This is a genomic window from Ramlibacter albus, assembly GCF_014297445.1.
Lineage (GTDB): Bacteria > Pseudomonadota > Gammaproteobacteria > Burkholderiales > Burkholderiaceae_C > Ramlibacter > Ramlibacter albus.
In genome coordinates this window covers 104739-128990 of record NZ_JACORU010000011.1, presented here as the reverse complement: position 1 = coordinate 128990, position 24252 = coordinate 104739, and the positions used below count along the sequence as shown (strand labels likewise).

The window sequence follows — 24252 nt, the reverse complement described above, 5'->3', positions numbered from 1 at the left end:
CTAAATCCAGTCGTGACGTCACAATCCCGCTGATCAATACACAGGCGGCAGGATTCAAATGACCGAGAGACGGGTGTGGCACTTCGAGAACTTGGACAGCTGGAAGGACGATGTGCGCAAGCTGCTTGAGCCCGAGGTCGACGATCAGGTTGTGCGTGCGTTCCTGGCGAAGCCACCGAAGTATGTCGTGGGCGACGACCTTGGTTGGCTCGATGACATCGTTGAACGCGTGTGGGGTTATGAGGTCGACATGAAGTCGAACTTGACGATGCGCCTGCACGATCGCTACGACGCGATTCGTGGCTACCACGGGGCGCGGCCGCTCGATGTTGCCACGTACTATGAACGCGGCCTGACGCTTCTCGAGGCCGATTCAGCTCGCCGGCGCGCGAGCGAGATTTTTCTTTCGGGACGTTTCCCGGATCTCAATGCCGCGATGCTCGAAAAGGCAATCACCGATGTCGGCTTCAAGTACAGGGAAGGGCGCTTGTACTTCGAGACCGGCCGCGAGTTTCTCGAGGAACACTGCGGACACTATCTCCTTTACGGGAGCGAATTCTTGTGCGGTGTCGCTGCACATCTCCCGCCGCCGCGCGACTGGCGTCAAGTCCTAAAGGAGTTCGGGAAGCCAACTGTCTTTGCATGCGACGTCCCGCTGGAGTACATGGAGTTCAACTGGGTCGCAGACTTCGCCGGCCAGGCCATCGAGACGTTGTTCGAGCGATTGCTGGACCCCGACTACGAATACCCGCCCCCAGGCCGCGGCGCAGGCATCGAAGTGCGGCGGCCCTTGCCGGCGGACCACATCGTGGAGCACTATCATCCGACGCGAATTCCTGACCCGCTTCTCGGGCGCAGGCTAGTCGAGTGTTGATCGTTGGCTTGGCCGTTGGGACGCCGTTTGGCGTCACATTCTCAGAAACGATTCCACCAGATCAGCGACGACGCGTTGACGCAGCGCACGTGCTTCCTTGATTGCCGGCTCGTCGACCTCCGTGAGCTCGAACTTCGCAACCGCCACACATCCATCCTTCGCGAATCCCTCCGTCTGAGCGTCACCAGCGAAGCGCGCCTTCAGGATGTCCAGGCACTTGCGAAGCACATCGCCGTGTGGCCCATCCAGACGTTCGCGAAACATTTGCTTTGCCGCGTCCAATCCGGCTTTCCAGTTCTCGATGCAGTAGACCAGATCGTGGGCGTCCTTGCGCTCGTTGCGCTGGTCGAACGCGAAGGCTTTTAGGCAAGTGAAGCTGACCAGGTCGGCGTGCCGGACTTTCTCGACGGCGACGCCGTTCTCTCCGAGCAACTCGGCGCGCACTTCGCGGACTTCGTGCATGTCGAACACGATGGAGGAGTGCGGGATGTTCAGCGCCGACACGTTCCCGTCGGTAGGTAGTGGACCGACTTTCCCGCCTGCGAGCTGCGGTGCGTCGGTGAGCAGGTCGATCACGATCAGCGCGCCCTTGTCGGTGTGTGTCTGCCAGCGCCAGGCCACCTTCTGGTGCTTGTCGTTCTCGCCGCGTTCGAATCCCATCTTCTTCAGGTTCTCCTCGAGCGTGTGATACGCCTCGGTTTCCAGGAGGATGGTCACGTCGATCACGACGTCGACGTCGGAGGTTCCCGCGTGCGGCGGCACCGCCGGCGGACGGCCTTCGACAAGGTAGCGGGGAACGAGCCCGCCTACCAGGTAGACCGAATCCTTCCAAGGACCGAGCCCGCGCAGCAGCGTCACGAGCACGCGCTCGCAGTCCTGCGTGTGGCTGGTGGCGGTGTAACTCTCAAGCGTGGTGGGTTTCGTGGCCATGTTCAGAATCCGATGCGCGTCTTGCGCAAGTGCTCGGCCGCTTCCTTCGAGCGGCCTTCGGCTGCTTGAAGGAGGTCGAGGTAAACGAAGAATGGGCTGGCGAACCACGCCGAGTCGATCCGCTCGCTGAACATCAGGTCCGCTTCGGTCCCTTCCCAAAGGCCCAGGTTCCAGCCGGTGTCCACGCGCTGTGCACCCAGTTCTGCCTTCGCGACGTGCAGCTCGACCCCGGCCACCACACGAATGCGAACCTTTCCCACGTGGGTGAGGAACGGCGCGAAGCGCTGGGCAGCCGACTCGTGGCTGATGGCGTAATGCACCTTGGCCTTCTCGAATGCCGCGGCGATCGCCAGCTCCGGGTCCTGCGAACCGAGCTTCGGCACGAAGTAGCGCTGCAGCGGTTCGCGCTTTGCCGCGGCGAAGGCAGCCGCCCACGCATCGAGCAGCTGCGACGGCTCGCTGAGCTGGCGTTCCTTGGCCGGGCCCTGGCCGCGGTGCTTCACCCATTCCAGTTTGTCCAAGAGGCCGAGAACCTCCGAAGCGGTGGAGGGCGCCACGTCGGCGGCCTGGGCCAGTTCGCTCACCCCGAACCAACGCGAAGGCTCGCGCAGCAGCGCGTGTACCGCCTGCGATCGGCGCTGGGCGAACAGCTTGCGCTCGCCCGTTGTGCGTGATCTCGGCAGGCCCTTGTCGACGAACACGAATGCACCGTCGGCGGGTAGAAACAGCGTGCCAGTGGTGTCGAAGAACCCCAGCCCCTCTGCCTTTAACAGGTCTCGCGCGGCCCCGGTGATCGACTCGGCCAGCACGAAGGGGGTGACGTCGGAACGGCTTTGCAGGTGGTGCCGGAATTGCCAGAGCACTTCGCGGGCCTGCAGCGGGAAGATCTCTCGCTTGCACTCGATCAGCAAGACCATCGGCCGGCCGGCGGCGTTCAGCTCGATCCGAGCGTCGTGATCGGGCTCGCGGTTGTCGATCATGTGCTTCTCGACGGCGAAACCTGGAACCTGGTCAAGCGCGTCCACAAGCTTCGGCAGCAGGGCTTGCTCAACGGAGGAATCTGGAAGATTCGGCATATGCCGAATATAGACGATTCTCCGAATATTCGCCATTTAGCCAATATTCGGCGTGCGCCGAATTTGACATAAGGCACATCGTATTAATTAGAAAGTACCTATATTATACGCGAAGGTGGGTTATCTGTCCGACTTCCCTGATGTTGGCCAGCTTTGCGGCTTTGAGACTATGCCGCCCGCCGCGTTCGAGGCTCATTCCGTCAGCATCGACACAATCCCAAAGCTATTTTCTCGGCCGTCGGCTTGACCTGACGGTCAAATCCCTGCGTGTCAGCCCTACTGCTGTTCCGTCGTCGAGCGCGTCGTCGGCCGCATCCAGGAGCGCTTCGCGCCACGCTGCAAAATGTGAGGGCCACTGACAACCTCACGAAGAAGAACACATGGCAGAGGGAATCGAGACAGTCCATCCGCGCGGCTCCGCCTGGCATCGCTGGGACCCGCACATCCATGCACCTGGCACCGCCCTGAACGACGGCTACAGCGGCGCCGACCCCTGGCCCGAGTTCCTCGACAAGGTCGAGAAAAGCGAGCCGCCGATCCGCGCGCTGGGCATCACCGACTACTGCGGCATTGACTGCTACGTGGAGACCGTAAAGCGCCAGAAGGGCGGCCGCCTGCAGGGCGTCGGCCTGATCTTTCCGAACGTCGAGTTCCGGTTGTCGATCGAGACGGCGAAGGGCGCGGGCATCAACTTGCACCTGCTGTTTTCGCCGGAGCCACCGGACCACGTGGAGCGCATCGAAGCATTCCTCAGCGGTTTGACCTTCCCTCACCAACAGGAGAAGTTCCGCTGCACCCGCCCGGACCTCATTCGCCTGGGCCGGGCTTTCAACGCATCGCTGGTGGACGACGCCGCAGCCTACCGGGAAGGCATCAACCAGTTCAAGGTCAGCCTGCCGGCGCTGCAGGATGCATTCAACGACAGCGCGTGGCTGCGAGACAACTGCCTGGTGGCTGTTTCCGGCGGGAGCAGCGACGGGACGTCAGGCCTGCAAGGCGATGGTGGCCAATGGGCCGCAACGCGCAAGAACATCGAGCGGTTCGCTGACATCATCTTCTCGGCCAACCCGAAGCAGGTCGCGTTTTACCTCGGCAAAGGTGCGGCGACGCTCGACGACCTCGAAACCAAGTGGGGCGGCCGCAAGCCCTGCCTGCACGGTTCGGACGCGCACACGGCCGATCGCGTCGGCCTGCCAGATCAGGCGAGACGGTGCTGGCTTCATGGCGACCTTACCTTCGACACACTGCGTCAGGCCGTGATCGAGCCAGAGGGGCGTGTGCATATCGGAGAAGCGCCGCCGCAGGGCGCCCTGCCGGGCAACGCGATCCGACTGGTCCATGTAACCGACGCGCAATGGATGCGGCCGTGCGAGGTGCCCATCAACGCCGGCATGGTGGCGATCATCGGAGCGCGTGGATCCGGAAAGACGGCCCTGGCCGACTTCATCGCGATGGGCGCCTACGGCGTGTCCGAGCGCTTGAGTGCCAACTCGTTTCTGCGACGCGCGGCGAAGTTCCTTAAATCGACCAGCGCCGAGCTGGAATGGGAAAACAACGAACGCACGTCCAACGCGCTGGAATCGCTCGATGCCGAGACGTTCTTGGACGCACCGCACGTCCAGTATCTGTCGCAGCAGTTCGTGGAGCAGCTGTGTTCTTCCGAAGGGTTGGATGATTCGCTGGTGGCCGAGATCCAGCGTGTGATCTTCGAGGCGCATCCGGAGGAAGACCGCCTCGACGCCGCGGACTTCGGCGCCTTGTTGGCCATGAGAATGCAAGCCGCCCACGATGCCCGAGATCGCCATCGCCACGCGCTGGGCCGCGCCACCGACGGCATCAATGCGGAGATCGCCCGAAAAGAAGGGCTGACCAGGCTGGTGAAAGATCGCGACGAGTCGCTGCGCGCGCTGAAGGTGGACCGGGAGGATCGCGCGAAGCTGGTGCCCAAGGGCCAGGATGAGCGCGCCAAGCAGCTCGAAGAAGTCACTGCCGCTGTGGAAACCAAGCACCGCACCCTCGCCCGCGTGCAGGCGCGCATCCAGGCGTTGACGGGGTTGCAGGACGACGTGAACACCTTCAGGACGCAGACCGCCCCGGAGTGGCTGTCCGACGCGCAGGATCGGCGCGCCGACTCAGGCTTGGCCGAGGACGAGTGGGCGCGCTTCAAGATGGACTTCACGGGCGACGTCGATGCGCTTTTGCGGCAGCGCCTGGAGCAGGCACGAACGGAGGCCGCCCGGCTCCAAGGCGCGGCACCGCGCGCGCTTTCCGACTCACCGACACCCGACCCCAATGTGCCCCTTGTCCCGCCCGAAACGGACCTGTCCACACGCACCTTGAGCTTGCTGACTCGAGAGCGAGACCGGCTGCAGAAGCTGGCAGGTATCGACGAACAGAACGCGCGCAGGTACCGGCTGCTGACCGAGAAGATCACCCGCACCGATTCACTCCTTGCGAAGCAGAACATGGAGATCGATCGCGCCGAGAAGGCCGACGAGATGCTCAAGCAGTTGAGGGCGGCGCGTACGGAGGCCTATCAGGGCATCTTCGCGGCGATCATCGAGGAAGAGCGCGAGCTCGCAGCGCTGTACGCACCGCTTCATGAACGTATCGCAATCGGCCCGCGTGCGGTGAAAAAGCTCTCCTTTTCCGTTCGGCGCGAGGTCGACATCGATGCGTGGGCTGCTCGCGGCGAGTTGCTGCTGGACTTGCGCAAAGGTCCGTTTCGCGGCCGCGGTGAGCTACACAAGGCCGCCGAAGAATCGTTGGGCAAGGCGTGGCGCAACGGCACGGCCGAAGAGGCAGCAGCAGCGATGCAGGCCTTCATGGACAAGCACGCCACATCGCTGCGTCAACAACGGCTTGAAGACATGCCTCACCTTGACTGGGCGCGCTCGGTTTCGGAGTGGCTGTACAGCACGGACCATGTACAAGTGGGCTACGGCCTGCGCTATGACGACGTCGACATCGAGCGGTTGTCTCCGGGTACGCGGGGCATCGTGCTGTTGCTGCTGTACCTCGCGATCGACGCGCATGACGAGCGTCCGCTGATCATCGACCAGCCAGAAGAGAATCTGGACCCGCAGTCGGTGTTCGAGGAGCTGGTTCCGGCCTTCTGCGAGGCCAAGAAGCGGCGCCAGATCATCATCGTCACCCACAACGCGAACCTGGTCGTGAACACCGACGTCGACCAGGTCATTGTTGCGCGTTGCGGTGCTCATCGCCCGGATGCGCTGCCCGAGATCAGCTACGAGGGCGGCGGCTTGGAGAATCCCAAGATTCGAGAGGCAGTGTGTTCCATTCTGGAGGGCGGTGAGCGCGCGTTTCAGGAACGTGCTCGCCGCCTGCGCGTGAATCTCACCGAGCCCGCGGCCGGGCGCCGACCATGAGCAGGAATTCCCAAGTGACTGCGCCCATCTCTGAGCTTGGGCCGAAGCCCTTAGCCGCAGGCCAGTATGTCCTGCGATGCCGGGAGGAGTCGCTCCTTCGCGCGGGCCTGAACGGACACAGCGCGGTATGGCCCGCGTGTGAAGCCGTGTCGGACGGCGAATGGGTGACTTTTTCGCGCGCCGGCGCAGTGGTCTACAGGTGCAACACCATGTACGCAGCGGCGAACTTCATCGTCGAATCTCTTGAACGATAGCCGGGGCCTGTTCGTCTTGCGCCGAAGCGAAACATCCCGACGGGAAGACGCATCCTGCGCCCAGCGCCATGCCGCCGGCCTGTGATTTGGGGCCGCCATCCCGGCGACCAGGATCACGTGGAGACAGCCAAATCGTTGGCCACAATCGGTAGTCGCTCACTCGTCACAAGCCGCATACGACGCCGGAAACGCACGGAGCCGATCCAACCGTGACGCCAGTGCGACACGTCTACGGAGTTCCGTAGGTGCCTTTCCGGCGTCTGCTGCATAGACTGCCCTCCTGTATGTGCTCACACCAGGTTCATCTCGACGGCCACGATCGCGGCATGAACGCGCGTGGTGACCTTCAGCTTTCGGAACAGACTCTTCATGTGGAATTCGACGGTGTTGTCGGAGATGTTGAGGATGTCGGCGATGACCGGATTGCTCTTGCCTTGGGCAAGCCACTTCAGGCATTCGAGCTCCTGGCCTGTGAGTTCGTTGGCGATCTGCTTGGCGAACCCTGGGAACAGCACGCGCTTGATGACGACGTGCGTGCAGTTCGCGAGGATCAGACCGCCGGCTACCACCAGCTGCCTCTCGTTATCCGAGTCGAACGCCCGGTCGCGTCCCAGGCTCAACATGCTCACGATGTTGCCGTTCTCGTGCACGGGCACGCTCAACCCATGGTGCAGACCGAACCGACGCGACTCCTCGAACACCTCTCGGGACGCGGCGGTGACGTACATGGCCTCAGACCACTCCAGCGGCTCGGTGTGCGTCTGGCAGTGTGGCACCGTCGGGTCCACCGCGATCAGTCCGCGTTGCGCATAAACCTGCTGATAAGGCTGCGGCCAGCCACTCGTGATGTGCTGGATCGGTGGCAGCGCGCGACGGCGCCATTCGATGCCCGCGAGGACGTAGTCGAAGCCGAGCACCCGCGAAGCGTCTTGCAGCCGGCGCAGCAAGTCAGCTTCGTCCGTCGCGGATGTGACCGAAGCGATCGTGAACAGGTGCTGCGCGTCGCCCATGGCGCCATCAACCTGTCACGCAATTGAGAGCGTCGACGCCCCACAGGAGTCCTGGCATGTCCGTTCCTTCCCATTCATTCGATCGCCGTGTTCGACTGAAAACGGAGCCGCTGCGCACGATTGTCTTTGAACACGTTTGTACGCTGCAAGACCTTAGCATTCTCGACGACTCGAACCACATCGGCGAGCCTCCGGTATCCGCCGGTATGACGGAATGGCAGGCCCGCTTCGACGGCCACCTGCTTTCCCTGAGCTGGGACTGGATGCGCACGAAGGACGGCACGCTGATCGCCGACACCAGTGTGCCTCCTCGAAGCAACCTCCAGCCGATCGACGCCCGCGGCTATGACCGCACCGAGCACGATACGCACGCAATTCTTTGGAGCGTGATCGGGGCGATGTCGTGGCAGCCGGCGGCGCGGTCTAATGCCCCTGTATAAAGCCACAGCACTGCCAGCAGGAGACCGGTAAAAGCGGGTTTGCGGGCCCCACGGGACTCCGTAGGTTACGAAGGTGCTCATTTTCCGAAGAATCGAGCCCGCGGGTTCGATTCACGGGGTCAAGGATGCAGCACAGGGTTATCACAAGCACGCTGGGCGGGCTGTCGCTCGCCGACCGCAACGGGATGTTCCGGCTGCGGTACGAGGTCTTCCATGAGCGGCTCGGGTGGAACGTAGAGACGCAGGACGGCCTCGAGGTCGACCAGTTCGACCAACTTGAGCGCGCGCACTACATCGTCGCGCAATCCCCCGCAGACGGCGTCGATGCTTGCTGGCGCATTTTGCCGACCCTCGGGCCCAACATGCTGCGGGATGTGTTTCCTCAGTTGCTTCATGGCGAGCCCGCACCGGCGGCGGCCGACGTCTGGGAACTGAGTCGATTCGCGCTGGCCACCGACCGCCTGCAGGCTGCGGAAAACGCCGGCAACCCGCAGATCGGCTTTGGCGAGCTGTCGGTGCAGCTGATGGCCGAAGCAACGCGCTGGGCCGAGCGCAATGGGGTCGAGCGCTTCGTTACCGTCACGACCACCGCGATCGAGCGGCTGCTGAAGAAGCAAGGTGTGAATGTCTCCCGCCTGGGCCCTCCCCTGCGGATCGGCGAGGTGCTGACCGTGGCGTGCTTCATCGAAATCGACGACATCACGCGTCGCGCGCTGGGGCGTTGAGAGTGGGTTCGCCGAGATTGCACCCCCTGGCACCCGTGCTCGCGCCCGTCACGGCCTGCGCAGACAGCGACCTGTCCACGCACGGTCCAAGGCGCCTGATGCCGGACGCCGAGTCAGGGCCGCTCGCGTTGTCTCACCGGCCGGGAAAGATCGTGCTGGTGGATGACGACGCCGACTTCGTCGAGATGCTGGCATTGACGCTCCCGCGCACCTGGCAGATCGAGACCTACGCGAGGCCGTCACAGTGCTTGGTGGCACTGCAATCCGAACCGGAACGATGGGAGGCGGATCTCTGGGCGCAGCAGGAGATCGTCAACCTCCAGCACCTGGGTGCACCGCTGCTTCCGCAGATCCTCCGGTACTTCGCCGCGGCAACGGACCGCCGCATGTACACCAGCGCCATCGTGGTCGATTACGAAATGCCCGGACTCACGGGTTTGGAGCTTCTGCGCGAGCTCCCTGGCCTCGAAGCGCGCCGGGTGCTTCTCACGGGCGCGAATGACGATAGGCTGGTGTACACGGCCTTCAACTCCGGCCAGATCGATCGGTTCTTCAGCAAGTGCGCACCGGTCTTCCGCCTCGAGCTCACGGCTGCGATCGACGGGTTGATGGCCCAGCCGAATCCGCGGTGCCAACAACTATGGCGATCCACCCTCAAGTCAGACCAGGCGGCCGTGCTCAGAGACGCCCAAGTCGGTGGCGAGATCTCCGCGTTCCTGCGCGCAAGGTTCGTTGAATGGATCGTGATCGGGCAGCCGTTCGGCGTCGTCGCGCTCGATGCTGGAGGACGCCCGTTTTGGCTGCAGCTGGAATTGCAGGCACGCCTCGACGAACTTGCGGACATGGCCAGTTGCGCGAATGTTCGTCCGGATGATCTCACTTCGATCCGCAACGGCAGCGTGCTTTGCGACATCGAACTTCGGCGCGAGTTGGGCCAGCGTGGTTGTGCGGTGCTGCCGGCATGGAGTGTCGGCCCTCGCGCGTCATTGCTTGCGGCGCTGCACCCGTTGGAGGACATAGCACCGGTGGGGCTGAGAACATTCACAGGGCAGCGCGCGATCAACCAGAGCGTCTTTTGAAACTGAGAGCTTTCGGGCGCAGGGCAGCTCACTGGTCGCGCGTAATCGACACTCTGGCGTTCTCCTCGTAGACGCCGTGCAAAGCAAAACGGCCGCCACTAGGGCGGCCGTCTGCTGTGGTTGCGAAGTCCGTCGCGGCGGCGCCTACGGACCGTCGGCTTCGACCTGAGCGTAGTTCGCGAGTTTTTCGAGCAGCCCTCGCTCGCGGATAAACGCAAGCAGGACCCGGACCCGCCGGTCGCCGTCCCAGTTCTCCTGCGAGCAGATTGCTTGCCATCGGGCGAGCGAAACCGCGTCGTCATCCTCGGACGGCGTGACGTAGGCGAGTTCCCCGCATGCAGGGCATCGGCCCGCCGGCGAAGCGTCACCAGGCGTGAGGCTGCAGTCGTCGATCTCCACCAGCTCCGCGGCCGTGCCGTTCCAGTCGCAGCTGCCGCATCGGCAGCGCGTTTGGCCCGGTTCACGTGCGTAGTTGATCGTGGCCAGGTACACCGAGTTGTCGAGGTCAGCCATGGTCCAAGTCGCCTTCCAGCTGGTCACCGTTCTCGGGGTTCGCAAGTTCACCGGCGAGTTGGACACGCGCATCAAGGTTGCCTTCGCAGCTGACGGCAACACGAGCGTCTCCTGCGCTTCGAGGCCCGGGAGGATCTGCGGAGTTGCCTTGAGGTCAGGGTTTCCGATCGCGGAGCCGAGGCGCGCGTACACGGCCGCGAGCTGCTCGTCTCTGGCGATCACGGTCTCCCGGAACACCAGTTCGTATTCGAAATACGGCAGCGCGCCACGGATTCGCAGGCGCGCGACGCCGTCGAACAGCAGTTCGCGAACAAGCGGGAACAAGGAGCCGTCGCGGCACAGCGCGAGCAGTTCCTGCATCGGATTGGGCGCGAGCGCACGGGCGCCCTCGCCCTTCAATGAGGTTGAGTTCATGATCGAATGAAAAAAAGGCGCCAGCAGATGGGCTGGCATGGGCCGGACGCGGAGTGCGGCCGGGCGGATGGTTGGTGCGAGGCGCGAGGCCTGCTACTTCTGGTGAAGTTGGCGGGATTCTTTGCGCCTTGAGGTGCGATGGCAACCGATGGCGTCCACCCCCCGCCAAAATGGGGCGTGAAGTTCGATCCCGTGCCCGAACCGATGCGAGCGCCGCAACGGCCCTACAAGCCTTTCACAGCTGCTGGCTGGATCGCCGAAGTGAAGTGGGATGGCTTCAGGGGCATGGCCCGGATCGACGGCAGCGCTGTGCGTTTGTTTCACAAGAGCCGCACGGACGTCACGCACTGCTACCCTGAAGTGGCTCGCGCCCTTGCGCCGCTCGCGGGGGGACCGCACGTGCTGGATGGCGAGTTCGTGGTCCAGGATGACCTTGGCCGCAGCGACTTCAACGCGATGAAGCAACGTGCATCACGGCGCCGGTGGTATCCGGGCGCGCCCCAGGTCAGCTACATGGCCTTCGATCTGCTCATGTTGAACGGGCGCGACATCACCAGCTGGCCTCTTAGCGAGCGAAAAGACGCCCTGTCGCAGCTGCTCACTCCGATCAACGGCAAGGGAGTCCTGTACGTTCAGCATTTCCCCGCGGAGGCGGAACTATTCGAGCAGATCGTCCTGCCGCTGAAACTCGAAGGGCTGATGATGAAAAAGCTCGACGCGCCCTACACGTCCGGGCGTTCGGACAACTGGCGCAAAGTGAAGCGAAAAGGCGCGGTAGAGCCCCAGAGGTTCAAGCGCCGCTAGCTTGTTCGTGCTGCGGCGAACGTGGTATCCTTTGTTCTACTTTCGGTGCTCAGCACTGATCGGCAGTCGTTCTGGCTGCATTAACAGATCGGTTGTCCACTCGGACTGCCGACATCCGTCCCGTAACGGATTACCTCTTTGGCAAGGCGCTTCGGCGCCCTGCTTCCCTGACTTCAAGCGCTTGTTCTTGCCGCCGGCAACGAACTCTCCAACCCGCGCCGCGCTTGAAGGCTTGCACATCGTTCTCCCCATGCGAGTCGGTGCGCGTCTCCCCTTTTGCGCTTTCTTGGCGAAAGCACAAAGGGGGCGACGTGCCCGAATCTGATTGGAGAGTTCGATGATTGCCACCCAAATGATCCTGCCGCAGGGCCCCGCTCTGCTCGCAAAAGCAGGTGTCACACTCGCCGACGCCCTATGGCTTCTCCGCCAGCCGCGCGACGGCCGGGCTGTGGACTGCGACCGTCTGGAAGCCAACCGCCGCAAGGTGAGTTGCTTCCTGGCTTCGGTGAAGCGTCCCGCGCGCGCGCGTCGTGCACGCGCCTGATGCCGGAACGATCCGAAAACGAAAAAGAGCGGCTGCCATCGTGTGATGGCGCCGCTCTTCCCTTTTGTGCTCTTCGGATCTATGTCGGTCCGAAGGAGTTGCCGTAGGCCCCGGGCGGCAGGATCCAAGGATCCATGAAGACCGGCATGTCGAAGGTCCGACTGTTCGCGATCGCCACCCACTTCTCATCGAAGGCGTAGGGCGTCCCCGCATCGGCGCGCTCCGTCACTGTTTTCGTTCGGTGGATAGTGACCTTGAACTCGCGCTCGTAGTTCGCCACGGTCTCGAATGCTGCTGGTGCGATCTTGCGGCCGGTGGCCCACTGGTCGGGTGAGCTGAAGATACACAGCCTGCAGCTGCAACGCGAGTAGCCAAGCCAGTATGCAGGGTGCGCGAGGAGGCGCCACCTTGCGATGATCCCCCACACGCGTTGCTCGGCCCATTCGTGAACGCACCTCCACACATCGATGTGACGCGGAACCCGCTTGCTTGAACGGGTGTCGGCCCGGTGCGCTTCGAATCGTGCATACTTGGACCGCGATGCGCTCTCCTCAGCTCGCTCGCCGGTGATCACCAGTGTGCGCTTCCCGAGGAATCGCGGATTGTTGGCGAGATAGGCATCCATGCAGGAAATCTTCAATGCCGAACTGCACCACCTCACGGCCAAGTTGGCGGATACCTGAGGAAATTTCTTCCGCGTGCCAAGCGGACCCTTCCCTCCGGTTTTTGCATAGCCGCCATCTGCACCAGGAAACCACATCGGTGCGGTCGGCGAAGCGTCTCTTAACATCTCGCCGAGGAAGCCGCGCTCTCGCCAGCTGAAGGTGAGTTTGACGCCGAGTGCCTTGCATACGGCTTCGCAATAACTTTCCGTACAAGGCCAATCCATGAAGGTCGAGCCCTCTCTCCCGTCCACCAGATGGTGCTGTGCCTCGATCTTCTCCTTCGGCACGCCGAGCTCTAGAAGATGCAGCAGGCATGCGAGTGAGTCGCGCCCACCGCTGAAGGCGACGAGCACGTGGTCATAGCTGTCGAGGTCGGGAAGCTGATGTTGATCGCTCCCGGCCGCGTTGAGGTCGCGTGAGAGCGCGGCCAGATCGTAGCCCTGGTCTGCAAGCCAGGCATCGGACGCGGCGAGCTCGCCCTCGGTGTCTTGATCTCCGTTCATGCCGACGAGCTGCGCTGAGCGAGGATTTTTCGCGCGAGCGCCTGCGCAATTGCGAGCCTCGCTTCTCTGTTCGGAGCTGCCGGCTCGGGCGGGGGTTCCTGCACTTGCGGCGCTGGTCCCGGCATCGGAGCGCGGCACTCGCGCGCCGGCACTGCCGTTGAATGTCGCATTCGAATATCTCCGTGTGGTTGTGCCACGCCGGAGCCCGCGCGGGCTCTCGGCCCGGCACGGGTGTGGTGAATGGCGCGCAGAATGCACGCCGTATGCTCAGAGGGAGCAGTACTCCTCGGATTTTGCGATGCACGCCCGGCCGACGCTACCGATGGCGTCCACGGGGCATGTCGCTGTGCGCGTGCGGAGCTGCGTCAGGTGGGTTTCGCGCTTCGCAGGATCTGCGCCTTCTGCTGCACTTCCCGGCACTTGGCGTCTTTGAGCAGTTGCGACCGGGCCTTCGAATCGTCGCCGCCGAGAAGTCGGCTCCTTCGCAGCATCTCCTCTTTCCAACGCGGCCCGTAGCCATCAGGCATCGGTTGGTCGACGTCCACGCCACAGAAGTAAGCGTGGTCGGCGGGATGCGTCGCCGGCCACAAAGGCACATGAGCCGACTGCGCGTACACGTTCCACGGCAGCAGTGAAATCACCGAAGCGACCGCAGCGGCGGAAATCAGCTTGGAAACGTGGCAGTGTTTCCCGCGGCGCGGGGGGTGCGACGAGCTGGACAAGTTGTCTTCCATGGAGCGATGTGCGCCTTCCGTTCGAAAGTGGAAGGCTTCTCACGATGCTAGGAGCCGATCTAACCCCGACTTCGTGCGACTACGCACGGCTACATGTCATCTGGACACCGAAGACCCTATCGGCACGCGAGTGCGCGCCGCCAGTCGCCTCAGGAAGGTTGCGGCGATCGACCGCGCTGATAAGCTGATCTCATACGCCCGAATTCACCGGGTAGAAGGTCATAGCAATGCTGGTTTCCGACAACAAGATCACGATGAGCGCCGCCGAGTTTCAGGAGTTCGCCGCCGCGACGTTTGCTCCGTGGCAACCCCGCACCATTGCGGAATTCAATGCGATGTGCGAACTGGGAATGGCCCGTCACCTCGCGGACAACACAGACGGCGCGGGATTCATGCACGCGATCGCCATCGACGCGATGAAGTTTGGCGATGATGGCCAAGTGAACTTCCCCCTCGACAAGCGCCGCATGGCATACGTGAAGGTTCATGGCATCTGGCCCACGGATGCCCAGCTGGCCGACTTCGAGGATGCAGCGGAAGCCCCGGCTGGCAAGCCGCGCTTGGAGCTAGTGCCTCCTTCGAAGTAATCGGGCGCCGCGGCGTAGCGCCAAGCTGCTAGCGCAGCTGCAGGATGTCCGCGAAGTCTGACGAGATGCGCGTCGCTTCCAGAGGGCCGCGAAGGATCGACTGCCCGATGGTGAACGAGGGCACCACGAGCACATCGAGGCCGCTGTCGAATACTGCTCCAGGCGCCTTCACCAGGTCGAACCATCGGTCCTTTCCATCGAGCTGCCTGATGGCCGCGCGGCCGTCCTCCATTTCGAAAAGCACCCAGGCTCCGTAACCGGAAAACCGAAAACCAAAAAACGGCCGATTCGCCTTCTTGTGCCTGGCCCATGGCGGCAGGTGCAGCTGCTCCGTTCGCGCCGGCGCCGGCGGCGGTGGCCGCTTGGAGTTCTCCGCATGCCAACGCTCCAACCGCTCCCGATCGCGCCTGGCCTGTTCCGCAAGTTGCCGTTCTTCCGCCAGTCCAGCTGCGTCGAGTCGCGCCTGTGCGTCGGCGATGAGGCCATAGCTGTCCGGCTGATGGAGCCACACCATCCTGCCCCAGCGATGCACGTGTTGTCGCGCGTAGATCTCTTTCCGCAAGTCGCTGTCGACAGGGACGGTGCTCCAGAAAACGATCGATCCGATGTGGTTGTCGGCGGGCGGATACCGCAGCACAGGGGGCGAATCCGAGATCTCGACCGACAAGTCCGCGAAGGCGTCGGTATCGAGCTTCAGGCGGGCGATTGGCGCGTCCTGTGCGCCGGCTTCCAACCAGTCGACGGCGACAGGCTGGGCATCCCACTCCACAGTTTCCGAAGCTCGCCGTGTCTGCAAAACCCGTGACACATCGCGCCTGTATTTCGGCAGCACCAGACGCGGCAGGGACCTCAGGTAATCCGCGGCCACCCGCCGCAGCAAGTTCATCGCGCCGACCAGGCACTCGACCCTTTCTTGCTGCGCTTCGTGCGCGAAGTGCCAAACATTGATGTCTCCCTTCCTTGCGACCAACGGGCTGCCGCAGACAGCGCAGAAACAGCCGCAGGCGCTTCCGCCGGGCACATCTCCGACAAACCGGATGGCGCCACTGGCGTCCACTGCCGCGAAGATGCGAGCTGCTGTCATCGCGTGATGTCCGGCAAGATGAGGCGCATAGAAGTTGCGAGCTTAACGGCTGGAGCATTTGGCTTCCGACGCTGCTTCTTTAATCCAGAAACGACAAAGCCCCGCCACAAGGGCGGGGCTTCGTCCGAGTCGTTGTTGTTCTACGTGACCAGCGTGATCTCCTCTGCGTTCACCGCGAGGACTGCGCCGTCAACGCGGAGTCGGTGTCCGCGGCTCGTCGCTGCGTTGCGCGGAGCCGGTTTTCCATTGGCTCTCATCCACCGACCCACATGCCACGCGCTGCCGTTGGGGCTCGTGCTGTAGTACGGGCACGTGACATCTGGCGGGGCATGGTATCCCTCCAGCGCGGCCGCCGTCAGGTCAAGAGGCATCGGGTACCTCCGTCGCCGAGAGCACGACACTTCTCGTGGTTTTCGCCCGCTTGGAAGCCGCCTTGAGGACAGTCACGTCCACTTTGGCCCACGATCTGTCGTCGATGGTGTCGAGCAGCACCTCGCCCAGCTCATCGAAACAGATGTCGGTCAGCACCACAGGTTGAGCGTCGCCGCCAGCCGGCAGCAGTTTCAGACCGTAGTAGTCGTCGGCGACGTCGTAATAGATCTCGACGGTGCCGGCGAACTTCCCGGTTGTGACGCGCAGTTGGATACCCGGAGGGGTTGATCCACTTTCGGCATCAGGCGGGTCGATGAAGTCGAGGTCCGCCGGGTTGGCATCGGTCAGGATGTTCACCACCCTGCGCAGGCCGCCGTCGACGCGCATCTTCTCGCACTGGACGATCAGATCTCGCAGGTACCGGTTCTGGATCGTCCGGTAGGCCGCGGCGTACTTCTCGTTGATGCCCAGGTAGCGATCCTCCCATTTCACCGGGAAGAGTGTCTCGGCGCCGGTGAGCGAGATTGTTCGCACGCCGTCGGTCGAAGGGTCCTCGGACCCGTCTGCTGCGGTGCCGTCGAAGCGGCGCAGCTTGTAGAACTTCAGCGAGACCTTGTCGCCGATCGCCACGGGCTGCGACAGCAGCTCGCTCAGGACCAGGCAGAAGGAGTTGGCCCCCGTCTTCACGAGGGTGAACGAGTCGTTCGCGTCGACCACCTTGCCCTCGCAGGGAAGCAGGTAGGTGACGCCACCGAGCGCGTTGTGTCGCACCTCTGCGAGCCAGGTGGCCCAGGTAAAGCGCCGGATGTTGGCGCCGATGTGTTGGCGCACGATGCTGCGAAGCCATTGCTCGGCCTCGGCTCTTTTGCTCATGGAGAGTCCTTTGTCTTTGTGGAAGACCGAGGACCTTCCCTTGCCGGGAGAGAGTCCCGGTCGGGTGGTAGATGACGTGACAGACGCACGTCGGGTCGCGGCAAGTCGCCGAGAACGCGATGATTTTCCTCAGGGGAGCAATTGCCGGCAAGCGATCGAGTCCGCGGCGCCGCGGCAGCAGCGCTTATCGCCCCGAAAATGCAGAAGGCCTTCCCCCGAAGGAGAAGGCCTCTTGCCGCGACGCTCTAAGGCGACGCTGTTAGTGCAGTTCCTTGCAGCTCAAGAGCGCCGCAGGGCGGCGCGAGATCGTTCCGTAGAGGAACGTCGAGAGCTTGTCGCGCACCCACTGGGGCAGCGACGGGGAATCGAGCGCCTGGACGAGCACCTGACGGTGACCCTGATCCAGAACAGCGTCGAACACCGCTTGCACGGCTTGTTCGCCGCCGGCGTCGATCGCAATCTGCAGCGCGCGGCCGGGCCGTTCGCTGAGCGACTTCACGACGAAGTCCATGCGATCACTCGCTTGCTGGTACTGAGCCAGGTAGGTGGCAGTCATCATCTCAATCTCTCCATCTAAGTGGGAAGGGGTTGAGCGGGATGGCCACATCCCCCATCGGGAACATGGTTCCCGCAGGGGCAAGGTAGATGTCAGCTCGAGGCTGACGATGACGGATTGCTCCGAAATCAGCCTGTATTGCACTCGGTCTGTGAAACGCCGTCAATCGATGGCGTTCGGCGACGACCGGCAACAGACATGTGTCGGTGCGTTGGTGAGGGAATTTCCGTTCAGTTCGAGCGCTGGTGCATGCGCTGCAAGTCGGCGAGCGCGGCGGCCTGTTCGTTCTCGTCGCCGCCGACCACGATATCTTCCCAGGAGCCGTCCGGCTTGAACAGCCGCAAGGCGGCGCAATGGACTTCGCCGCGCTCGAAACGCGCGATCAGATCCTGCAGCGCTGCGACCGATTCGTCCCGGCCCATAGCGGCCTCGTAGTGCGGAGGTTTGGCCTTGTCCATGACCAGCAGTCTACGGCCCGGCGCGGTGCCGGGTAAATTCGCGTCAGACGGAGGACCACCATGGACTGGGAAGTTGAACGAACGGTTTTCGACTACGTCGAGGAACAGCGCCTGGCCGGGCGCTCGCGCGGAATCACGGAGACGCTCAAACTTGCCAACGTGGACGTGTCCACGAAGGGCGAGCAGTTCGAATGGGCCTGGCGCCGGCGCGGCATGACGCCGGCGATCACGGTCTGGAGCGAGTCGATCGAAGTTGGCGCCGCGGGGCGATGGTTCGCGGTGGAGGAAATCGACAGCGATCACCGCAGGAGCGGCAAGCCGTGGCTGCCGCTGGAGGTTCCCCGCGAGCAGCGGAGGTCGGCCATCATCCGCGAGGCGTTCCGAGGTCATACACCCATGCTCGCGTTCCTCCAAATCAACCGGTGGAGCGTGGAGGATCTGGTTGTCCGGGACCGCACATCCGAGGTGAGCGTCCGTGTGCAGGACCGCGTCCCGTGGCACGTGGCGGCGATCGACGAAGCCCGGAAGACCGCAGTGCTGGTGCGGGGCGAGGTTTGGCAGCCGAGCGCGGAAGAGATCGAGACCGCATTGCAGCGATGGCAGCCGCGGGTCCGTGACGCCGGCGGCAGCGGAAGCAGCGCGGCACGTCCTGCGTTCGACGTCATGACTGCACCCATCCTGCTGGTGAACTGTGCTTGGATGCAGCGCTACGCCGGCCCCGCTGACGATGACCCCGTTGTCGCCGACAACTTCAAGTATTTCTGGGGTGAGGGCCATCCGGCTTCTGACGCCCACGAACAATGGAACTTTGCAGACACCGATGGCCGCGTCTATGGGTATGTGCCGCGGAGTCCCCAGATCAACATCAGTCGCCTCGGCGCCGGCCCTAGCGCGGAGCATGTCGAGCACATCCTCGTGGTGTTCATCTCGCGTGATCCCGCGGAGAACGTGTTGAAGGTGGTTGGCTGGTACGAGGACGCTTCGGTGCACCGGCGGGAAGTGTTCACGCACGATCGTGGCGTGCTGACCGTGAGCGCAGCGATCAGCGCGCCGGCGAGCACGGCGGTGGCCCTGCCGGTCGCCGACCGGCGCATCGTGATCCCCACGGCGAAGCGCGAAGCTGGGGGTGTGGGACAGTCGCCGCTCTGGTACGCCGAAGAGCACCCGGAGAAGGTCTCCGAGATCCGCGCCTTCATCGCGAGATACCGCCGGGCGGAACACAAGTCCACCGGCCGGTCTGGAAGTCCGCGCCAGCCGGACCTCGAGACGCGCCTCAAAGTGGAAAAGGCGGCAATGGATCTGGCAATGGCCTATTTCGACAGGGCTGTGGACGTCTCGAAGGAGGCGAAGGGCTGGGACATCGAAGCAGTCGATTCCGAGGGGCCCATCATGATCGAGGTGAAGGGACTGTCGGGGCAAAACGTGTGCGTCGAGTTGACGCCCAACGAGTTCGCCAAGATGCAGGAGCATCAGGACCGCTACATCTTGTTCGTCGTCACCGGCGCTCTCACGCAGTCGCGTACAGGTCGCGTGTTCCGATATGACGCCCAGCGGGCGGCATGGGTCAGCGGGCAGCAGGAGCGGCTGGCGATCGCGCCAATCGTCGCTGCCCGATGCACCTTGACGGACTGATCGACCTCACGCGTCTCCGTCTTCGGGGCCCTCGACGCCGGCACTCAGTCTCGCGCCAGGCTGGCAGGCGAAGCTGGTGGCGTACCGGATGCTGCCTCTTGCCTTCGCGCGAGGGCCGACTTCAACCGCCTCGGCGTCGATGTGCCCTTCGAATCGTCCGAGGAGAAGAATCGTCGAGGCCTTGAGCTGCTCGGCTTGGACGTCCGCGCTCTCGGCGATCACCAGGCGGCTGTTCGGTGCCAGCTCGATCGAGCCGACATAGGAACCCTCGATGACCAAATGCTGGGGCGTGCTGGACGTGGTTCGGCCCACGAGAGTGGTGCCTGCAGGAACCAGCACAACGGGCTCCGACAACGCGGCGCGCACATCACTGAGGTCAGCCATGCTGCACCCCCGTGGCGATGAAGTCCGCCTCGACTTCGGCGCCGCGCGCGACGCTCAGCTCACGGTAGTGGACCTTGACCCTGCAGCGGGCTGTTGCGGAGATCTCCACTGCACCTTCCGGGCAGTTGATCTCCCCGTCCACGGTGCCGTCGATGCGTGCATCGGGGCAGTTCAGCGTTCCCACCACGGCGCCGGAGTTCGCGACATGCAAGATCCCTTCGCCAGCGACATCCAGAGTGCCGTCGACATTGCCCTCCACGATGACGTTGCAGGGCAGCTGTGCTGAGCCCTCGAAACGCAAGCCGGCCGGAAATACGGCGCAGGGGCCGAGGCGCGCGCGAGCGAGCAGGCCTTCGAGGGAGCCTCGGGTGCGGGGTCCAGCGGGTACAGGAATGGTCATGGTGCTTTCTCTCATTCAACGGGCGGGGCGCCTGAACAGGGCCTCGATGTCACCGGGTGGCGAGCTGAGTGCGTCCGGAGGATTGCGCGCGAGGTGCTGAGCCATCGCCGTCGCTTTCTGGTCGGCGGGAATCAACACCTTGCCGTCGCCGGTGGAGCGGTAGGCCGAGCGTCCAGCTTCTTGCTCGAGCAACGGGAGCAGCTCTTGAAGCCTGCTGCGCAAGCTGCTGTCGTGGCCGGCGGCCGCGAGGTGCAAGAGCATCGCTCCCACGTCGTCGCGCAAGCGTTCCAGGCCGTGTTGCCCGGCTGGAAATCGACGGTCACGCCGGTGCGTCATCCAAGCCTGCCAGCTGGCCACCGCGAGTGTGATTCCGACGAGGAGGAGCAACACGCCGTTCGTGGAATCGCCTGCCTTCGAGACCTCAATCGCGGCAGTCGGCGCGGCGCGCGGCTGAGGCGTCGCGGGCAGGCCACCTTCAAGGACCGGTTTCGACTCGACGGAGGCTGTCTGCGGCGCGGCGTCGGCTAGTCGAACAGCTGCGGCCGCGGGCGGCTCGCCTGAAGTGGGCTGCGTTGGTGCGGGTCCAGCTCCCCGCTCGATTGCAACCTCGCATCCGTCGTGCCCCGCTTCCGCGCAGCGTGCGAGTATCGAGGCCTTCAAGTCGTCCAGCCGCGCCCTGGAGCTTGCGAACGTCCCGGCAGGATTCGCGGCGATGGCCTTTGAAAGTGCCTGCCACGCCTCCAAGGGGCGCGAAAGTTGGTTGAACGCGATGGCCCGTCGATAGTGGGCCAGGTCGCCCAGCGCATCGCCGGCGACGATCGACGGCTCGTACAGCGCAATCACCTGCGCGTACTTCTTCTGGGCCAGCGCGTCCCGTGCCGCGTCCTCGAGGCTTGTTCCCTGCGCGGCCGCGCACCACTGCGCGACCAGGCAGAGGCAGGCGCCCAGAATCGCATGTCTCATGCCGCGTGGCTCCGGGTCTCGACTTGAACCAAGGCTGCGTCAGCGGCGGCATCGCCGCCATCGCGTTCGATCAAGGCCGCGCCCGCGCCCGCATCGTGAAGTGCTTCACCGGTTTCCGCCGGAGTCTGCGTGTTCGAAGACACCAGAGCCAGCGTCGGTGACGTGCTGGCCGCCGGCGCGGCAACGGGCGGGGTGTCGTCCACCTGGGGTGCGAGGGCAAAGTGGTGGTCCTTCACCATTCGCAGCTGCGCGTTGATCACGGAGCCCCGCGCTTGTTCCAACCCGCCCACCGGGAGGCGCACGAGTGCCACGTCGATGACGCCGCTTTCGCCGACACGCAGCAGGCCGGTCTCGACGACGACCTCGTCGCCGGCACCGACAATCTCACCACCGACGACCATCTCCCGCACGCGCAGCGACTTGTCGATGACCAGCTTGCCGCCCTTCGGCACCTGCAGGATGCCGTTCCACTCGACGTCGCCCTTGAAATTGCCGAGCACGACGGCCTTCTCTCCGACCGGGCCGCTGTGGCGGATCATGCCTTCGAGTTCGACGCCGGTTCCGATGAAGAGGGGCGTCATCGCCGGATCAATGGTGGATTTGTCGTCGTTCATGCGTTGGTCCTTTGGGGTTGATGAAACTTGGGGCTGGCGCCGAGCGCGTAGTCCGCGCAGGGCATCTGCTGGAGCTCGTGCAGCACTCGGGCCGCTTCGGCGGCGTGCTGAAAGTCGGGGGGCGGCAGCGGCGGAACGCGGCGTTCGCCTCTTCGTCCCTGCGGCACCCAGGTCCACGTGGGGACGCCGTGCGCGGCCATGTGCTCTGCAATGCGGCTGCGCGCTTCGCGAAAGGCCGGCGCGGCTCCGCGGTCGAGGACCTCGAGGGCGGCGCGCGTGACGGTCGACCCGTCGGGGCCGCGGACGTGCCGCACCAGCCAGTCGGGCGCGGATCGCTGTGACGGAGGCGCGTCGCTCGCGATGAACTCGAACGCATACCGGCCGGCCAGCAGCGCGTCCACCAGCATGACCGTGTATTCGTTTTGGGCTGGCATGTACGTGCCGGGGTGCACGCCCATCAACCATCCTGCACGTGCGACGACGGGATGTGAGCCGCGGCCTCTCTCCACAGAAAAGATGCCAACCAGTTCAGGCCGTTGGCCACCGTCGTCGGCAGCGAGCCGGGAGTTGCTGAGCGCGTTGCGGCACTCACGACGCAGGAACTCAGCGCATGCCGTCGAGAGCCCCAATGGCACGCGGAGATGGCGCAGCAGAATCTGTGCGTCTTCGGGTGAGCCCGGTGTGAATCCACGCACAGGCGCGATGAGAACTCGCAGCTCACCGTCACGTCGGCGTCCCACGGCATCGACAAAGAAATCCCATTCCGCGTTCAATTGCTCCTGTAGGGCCTCGCGGTAAGGCCGTGGCGCAAAGACAGCGGATTCAGCAGGTTGCCCGTTCAGCGTGAATCCGGATACAGCCTTGAGCAGTTCATGGCGCGCCCTGCCCCAATCCCGGGTCCAATTGGGATGCCAGCGGCACAACGACGCCGCATCCCACAGGCGCATGAGGAGCCCGCGCACGTTGAGCACCTCGACGCCTGCGGCCGCTGGTGCGGTCCGACTCGCAAGCTGCAGTGCGGTCCTCTTGCCGCCCAGGAAAGGCACGGCCGGTGCGGGTGGCTTCGTGCGGCTGGTGGAAGACTCGTCTGCGGCTTGCGACTGCCTTCCATGAGCGGGAGATTCGACCAGCTCGTCACGGAAGAACATGCAGAGCGTGTCGTGCTTCGGTCCCTCGTCAGGCCAGACCGCCAGATGCAGCTTGCCTGCGCGCAATCGAATCTGGAGCTTCAGCGACTCCGGTCGGCAGCCGCACAGCGCGTAGCTGTACTTCTCGCGGGCATTCATCAGGGCGCGCTGTATCGGCGCGAGCTCCCACTCTGTCACGAGTTGCTGTTGTCCAATCCGCTCGCCAGCGGCAGTGACGCTGTGCTGGGATGGGTTAGCGCGGGTAGTGGGAGTCATTTGGAGTGTGTGGCACCGGCCACGGCAGGCTGAGCGATCAGCCATTCCAGTGTCGTCCTCGAAAGCGCGCAGGCATCGGGTTCCAACGCACACACGAGATGTCAAAACCGCAGGAAAGCGTCCGCCCTGCCCCGGACGCGCGGGCGACCTATCGGCGGCGCTTCGGGCCCGCCAGGTCGAACACCGACGTGATCCCCGGCGCCGCGCCCTTGAGCCGCGCGATGCGACTCGCTGGAGCCTCGCCGTCGACGCGGTTTGGCATGTTCTCGACCCAATAGGGTTCATTGGCCTTGCCGTCGTCCTCTTCTTCGACCAGCTGCGAATGGACCCAAAGGACGGCTTTCGGCGAGCCAGGGTGGAAACGTGCACGCGCCTGCCAGGCGCGATTCATCCACACCATCCCCAGCCACGTCAAGCTCACCATGCTCGAGGGGCCCAGGACCCCTTCTTCGTCAGGCTCTTCTCCGTCCTTGCAAGGGAAGTTCACGATCGACACCAGCTGCAGCTTTTCCAGCCCACGCAGATAGCCGCGGACATGGCGCTTCTTGTGGCGAATGTCCTCGATCGTGATGCGGTCGACGAGTTCCAGATAGCTCATGACGCCCTGCTGCCCATAGATCCACGTGAGCATCGTCGTCCGCTCGCACTTCGGGCCCTGCTGCGGGAGGTGCTGGATGAGGCGTTCGAGCTCCGGGTCGAGTCGTTCCCAGAACGGGTGTGCCATCAACGCGTCGATGGCATCGTGTGTCAGAAGTGCATCGGCGGCAGCAGTGGCGGACATGGACAGCGACTTTCCTTTCAGCCCGCATGAGGGCTGCAACCAATTATTCGAGCGTCGGTGGCAAAGCGTCAGGCGGCAACACGCCGTTTGGAGGTCAAAGCCCGGGGAAATGGGGGGATTCGGAAGCCAGAACGACGCAAGCCCGCCTTTTCGGGGCGGGCTTGCGAGCGGGTAAGGTGTTGGGGAAAACG

25 protein-coding genes are annotated in these 24252 nt (G+C 63.9%); 9 read left to right on the top strand and 16 right to left on the bottom strand.

Annotation, left to right across the window (positions count from 1 at the left end; all coding sequences use genetic code 11):
* Positions 1-58: 58 nt before the first annotated feature.
* The gene (locus tag H8R02_RS24125; RefSeq protein WP_187084058.1) at positions 59-874 is read left to right on the top strand and encodes a hypothetical protein; all 816 of its coding nucleotides are present in this window, start codon (positions 59-61) and stop codon (positions 872-874) included.
* 33 nt (positions 875-907) lie between these two features.
* Here H8R02_RS24125 and H8R02_RS24120 read toward each other — a convergent pair whose 3' ends face one another.
* Together H8R02_RS24120 and H8R02_RS24115 are read right to left on the bottom strand one after the other, a co-directional pair.
* The gene (locus H8R02_RS24120; protein ID WP_187084057.1) at positions 908-1804 is read right to left on the bottom strand and encodes an antitoxin; all 897 of its coding nucleotides are present in this window, start codon (positions 1802-1804) and stop codon (positions 908-910) included.
* Positions 1805-1806: 2 nt separating this feature from the next.
* Positions 1807-2916 (bottom strand): type IV toxin-antitoxin system AbiEi family antitoxin, encoded by a 1110-nt coding sequence (locus tag H8R02_RS24115; RefSeq protein WP_187084056.1) that lies wholly within the window; start codon positions 2914-2916, stop codon positions 1807-1809.
* 344 nt (positions 2917-3260) lie between these two features.
* Here H8R02_RS24115 and H8R02_RS24110 point away from each other — a divergent pair, with 344 nt between their 5' ends.
* Positions 3261-6269: a TrlF family AAA-like ATPase gene (locus H8R02_RS24110; RefSeq protein WP_187084055.1), complete on the top strand. Its 3009-nt coding sequence runs from the start codon at positions 3261-3263 to the stop codon at positions 6267-6269.
* A gap of 544 nt (positions 6270-6813) precedes the next feature.
* Here H8R02_RS24110 and H8R02_RS24105 read toward each other — a convergent pair.
* On the bottom strand, positions 6814-7533 hold the full coding sequence (locus H8R02_RS24105) for a LuxR family transcriptional regulator (protein ID WP_187084054.1): 720 nt from the start codon (positions 7531-7533) through the stop codon (positions 6814-6816).
* A 56-nt stretch (positions 7534-7589) separates the two neighbouring features.
* On the opposite strand from H8R02_RS24105, the gene H8R02_RS24100 reads away from it, so the two are divergent.
* From H8R02_RS24100 to H8R02_RS24090, 3 genes are all read left to right on the top strand, one after another.
* Positions 7590-7973, top strand: a complete 384-nt coding sequence (locus tag H8R02_RS24100; protein ID WP_187084053.1) for a DUF4902 domain-containing protein — start codon at positions 7590-7592, stop codon at positions 7971-7973.
* Positions 7974-8098: 125 nt separating this feature from the next.
* Positions 8099-8698, top strand: coding sequence for an acyl-homoserine-lactone synthase (locus H8R02_RS24095; RefSeq protein WP_187084052.1), 600 nt, complete (start codon positions 8099-8101; stop codon positions 8696-8698).
* Positions 8699-8796: 98 nt separating this feature from the next.
* Entirely contained in the window at positions 8797-9777 is a 981-nt protein-coding gene (locus H8R02_RS24090) for a response regulator (protein ID WP_187084051.1), read from the top strand.
* Positions 9778-9921: 144 nt separating this feature from the next.
* On the opposite strand, the gene H8R02_RS24085 is transcribed toward H8R02_RS24090, so the two are convergent.
* Entirely contained in the window at positions 9922-10743 is an 822-nt protein-coding gene (locus H8R02_RS24085; protein ID WP_187084050.1) for a hypothetical protein, read from the bottom strand.
* A 138-nt stretch (positions 10744-10881) separates the two neighbouring features.
* On the opposite strand from H8R02_RS24085, the gene H8R02_RS24080 reads away from it, so the two are divergent.
* A complete protein-coding gene (locus H8R02_RS24080; RefSeq protein WP_187084049.1) occupies positions 10882-11508 on the top strand; it encodes an ATP-dependent DNA ligase in 627 nt (208 codons plus the stop codon).
* A gap of 337 nt (positions 11509-11845) precedes the next feature.
* Positions 11846-12052 carry a hypothetical protein gene (locus H8R02_RS24075; protein WP_187084048.1) on the top strand — a complete coding sequence of 69 codons (207 nt, stop codon included), beginning with the start codon at positions 11846-11848 and terminating at the stop codon, positions 12050-12052.
* A gap of 79 nt (positions 12053-12131) precedes the next feature.
* Here H8R02_RS24075 and H8R02_RS24070 read toward each other — a convergent pair whose 3' ends face one another.
* Complete coding sequence (locus H8R02_RS24070; protein WP_222622620.1) at positions 12132-13220, bottom strand: adenine nucleotide alpha hydrolase family protein; 1089 nt, start codon at positions 13218-13220, stop codon at positions 12132-12134.
* A gap of 365 nt (positions 13221-13585) precedes the next feature.
* Positions 13586-13954, bottom strand: coding sequence for a hypothetical protein (locus H8R02_RS24065; RefSeq protein WP_187084047.1), 369 nt, complete (start codon positions 13952-13954; stop codon positions 13586-13588).
* A 227-nt stretch (positions 13955-14181) separates the two neighbouring features.
* Between H8R02_RS24065 and H8R02_RS24060 the strand changes: the two genes are divergently transcribed.
* Positions 14182-14541, top strand: coding sequence for a hypothetical protein (locus tag H8R02_RS24060; protein ID WP_187084046.1), 360 nt, complete (start codon positions 14182-14184; stop codon positions 14539-14541).
* Between the two features lie 28 nt (positions 14542-14569).
* Here H8R02_RS24060 and H8R02_RS24055 read toward each other — a convergent pair whose 3' ends face one another.
* The 4 genes from H8R02_RS24055 to H8R02_RS24040 all read right to left on the bottom strand — a co-directional run bounded on the left by H8R02_RS24055 (position 14570) and on the right by H8R02_RS24040 (position 17884).
* Positions 14570-15625: a competence protein CoiA family protein gene (locus tag H8R02_RS24055; protein WP_187084045.1), complete on the bottom strand. Its 1056-nt coding sequence runs from the start codon at positions 15623-15625 to the stop codon at positions 14570-14572.
* Positions 15626-15985: 360 nt separating this feature from the next.
* Positions 15986-16870: a hypothetical protein gene (locus H8R02_RS24050; RefSeq protein WP_187084044.1), complete on the bottom strand. Its 885-nt coding sequence runs from the start codon at positions 16868-16870 to the stop codon at positions 15986-15988.
* Between the two features lie 259 nt (positions 16871-17129).
* Positions 17130-17429 (bottom strand): Rossmann-fold NAD(P)-binding domain-containing protein, encoded by a 300-nt coding sequence (locus H8R02_RS24045; protein WP_187084043.1) that lies wholly within the window; start codon positions 17427-17429, stop codon positions 17130-17132.
* Between the two features lie 227 nt (positions 17430-17656).
* On the bottom strand, positions 17657-17884 hold the full coding sequence (locus tag H8R02_RS24040) for a hypothetical protein (RefSeq protein ID WP_187084042.1): 228 nt from the start codon (positions 17882-17884) through the stop codon (positions 17657-17659).
* Positions 17885-17944: 60 nt separating this feature from the next.
* Here H8R02_RS24040 and H8R02_RS24035 point away from each other — a divergent pair, with 60 nt between their 5' ends.
* Positions 17945-19516 (top strand): protein NO VEIN domain-containing protein, encoded by a 1572-nt coding sequence (locus H8R02_RS24035; protein ID WP_187084041.1) that lies wholly within the window; start codon positions 17945-17947, stop codon positions 19514-19516.
* A 6-nt stretch (positions 19517-19522) separates the two neighbouring features.
* Here the strand turns inward: H8R02_RS24035 and H8R02_RS24030 are convergent, their stop codons facing one another.
* The 6 genes from H8R02_RS24030 to H8R02_RS24005 form a co-directional block, all read right to left on the bottom strand.
* Positions 19523-19900 carry a bactofilin family protein gene (locus H8R02_RS24030; protein ID WP_187084040.1) on the bottom strand — a complete coding sequence of 126 codons (378 nt, stop codon included), beginning with the start codon at positions 19898-19900 and terminating at the stop codon, positions 19523-19525.
* The gene (locus H8R02_RS24025; RefSeq protein ID WP_187084039.1) at positions 19893-20300 is read right to left on the bottom strand and encodes a bactofilin family protein; all 408 of its coding nucleotides are present in this window, start codon (positions 20298-20300) and stop codon (positions 19893-19895) included. The genes H8R02_RS24030 and H8R02_RS24025 overlap by 8 nt, the downstream gene beginning before the upstream one ends.
* Positions 20301-20315: 15 nt before the next feature.
* Positions 20316-21263 (bottom strand): hypothetical protein, encoded by a 948-nt coding sequence (locus H8R02_RS24020; RefSeq protein WP_187084038.1) that lies wholly within the window; start codon positions 21261-21263, stop codon positions 20316-20318.
* Positions 21260-21877 (bottom strand): bactofilin family protein, encoded by a 618-nt coding sequence (locus tag H8R02_RS24015; protein WP_187084037.1) that lies wholly within the window; start codon positions 21875-21877, stop codon positions 21260-21262. Before H8R02_RS24015 ends, H8R02_RS24020 begins: the two co-directional genes overlap by 4 nt.
* On the bottom strand, positions 21874-23280 hold the full coding sequence (locus tag H8R02_RS24010) for a DUF1173 family protein (RefSeq protein WP_187084036.1): 1407 nt from the start codon (positions 23278-23280) through the stop codon (positions 21874-21876). Before H8R02_RS24010 ends, H8R02_RS24015 begins: the two co-directional genes overlap by 4 nt.
* A gap of 148 nt (positions 23281-23428) precedes the next feature.
* Positions 23429-24061, bottom strand: coding sequence for a hypothetical protein (locus H8R02_RS24005; RefSeq protein ID WP_187084035.1), 633 nt, complete (start codon positions 24059-24061; stop codon positions 23429-23431).
* Positions 24062-24252 lie beyond the last annotated feature (191 nt).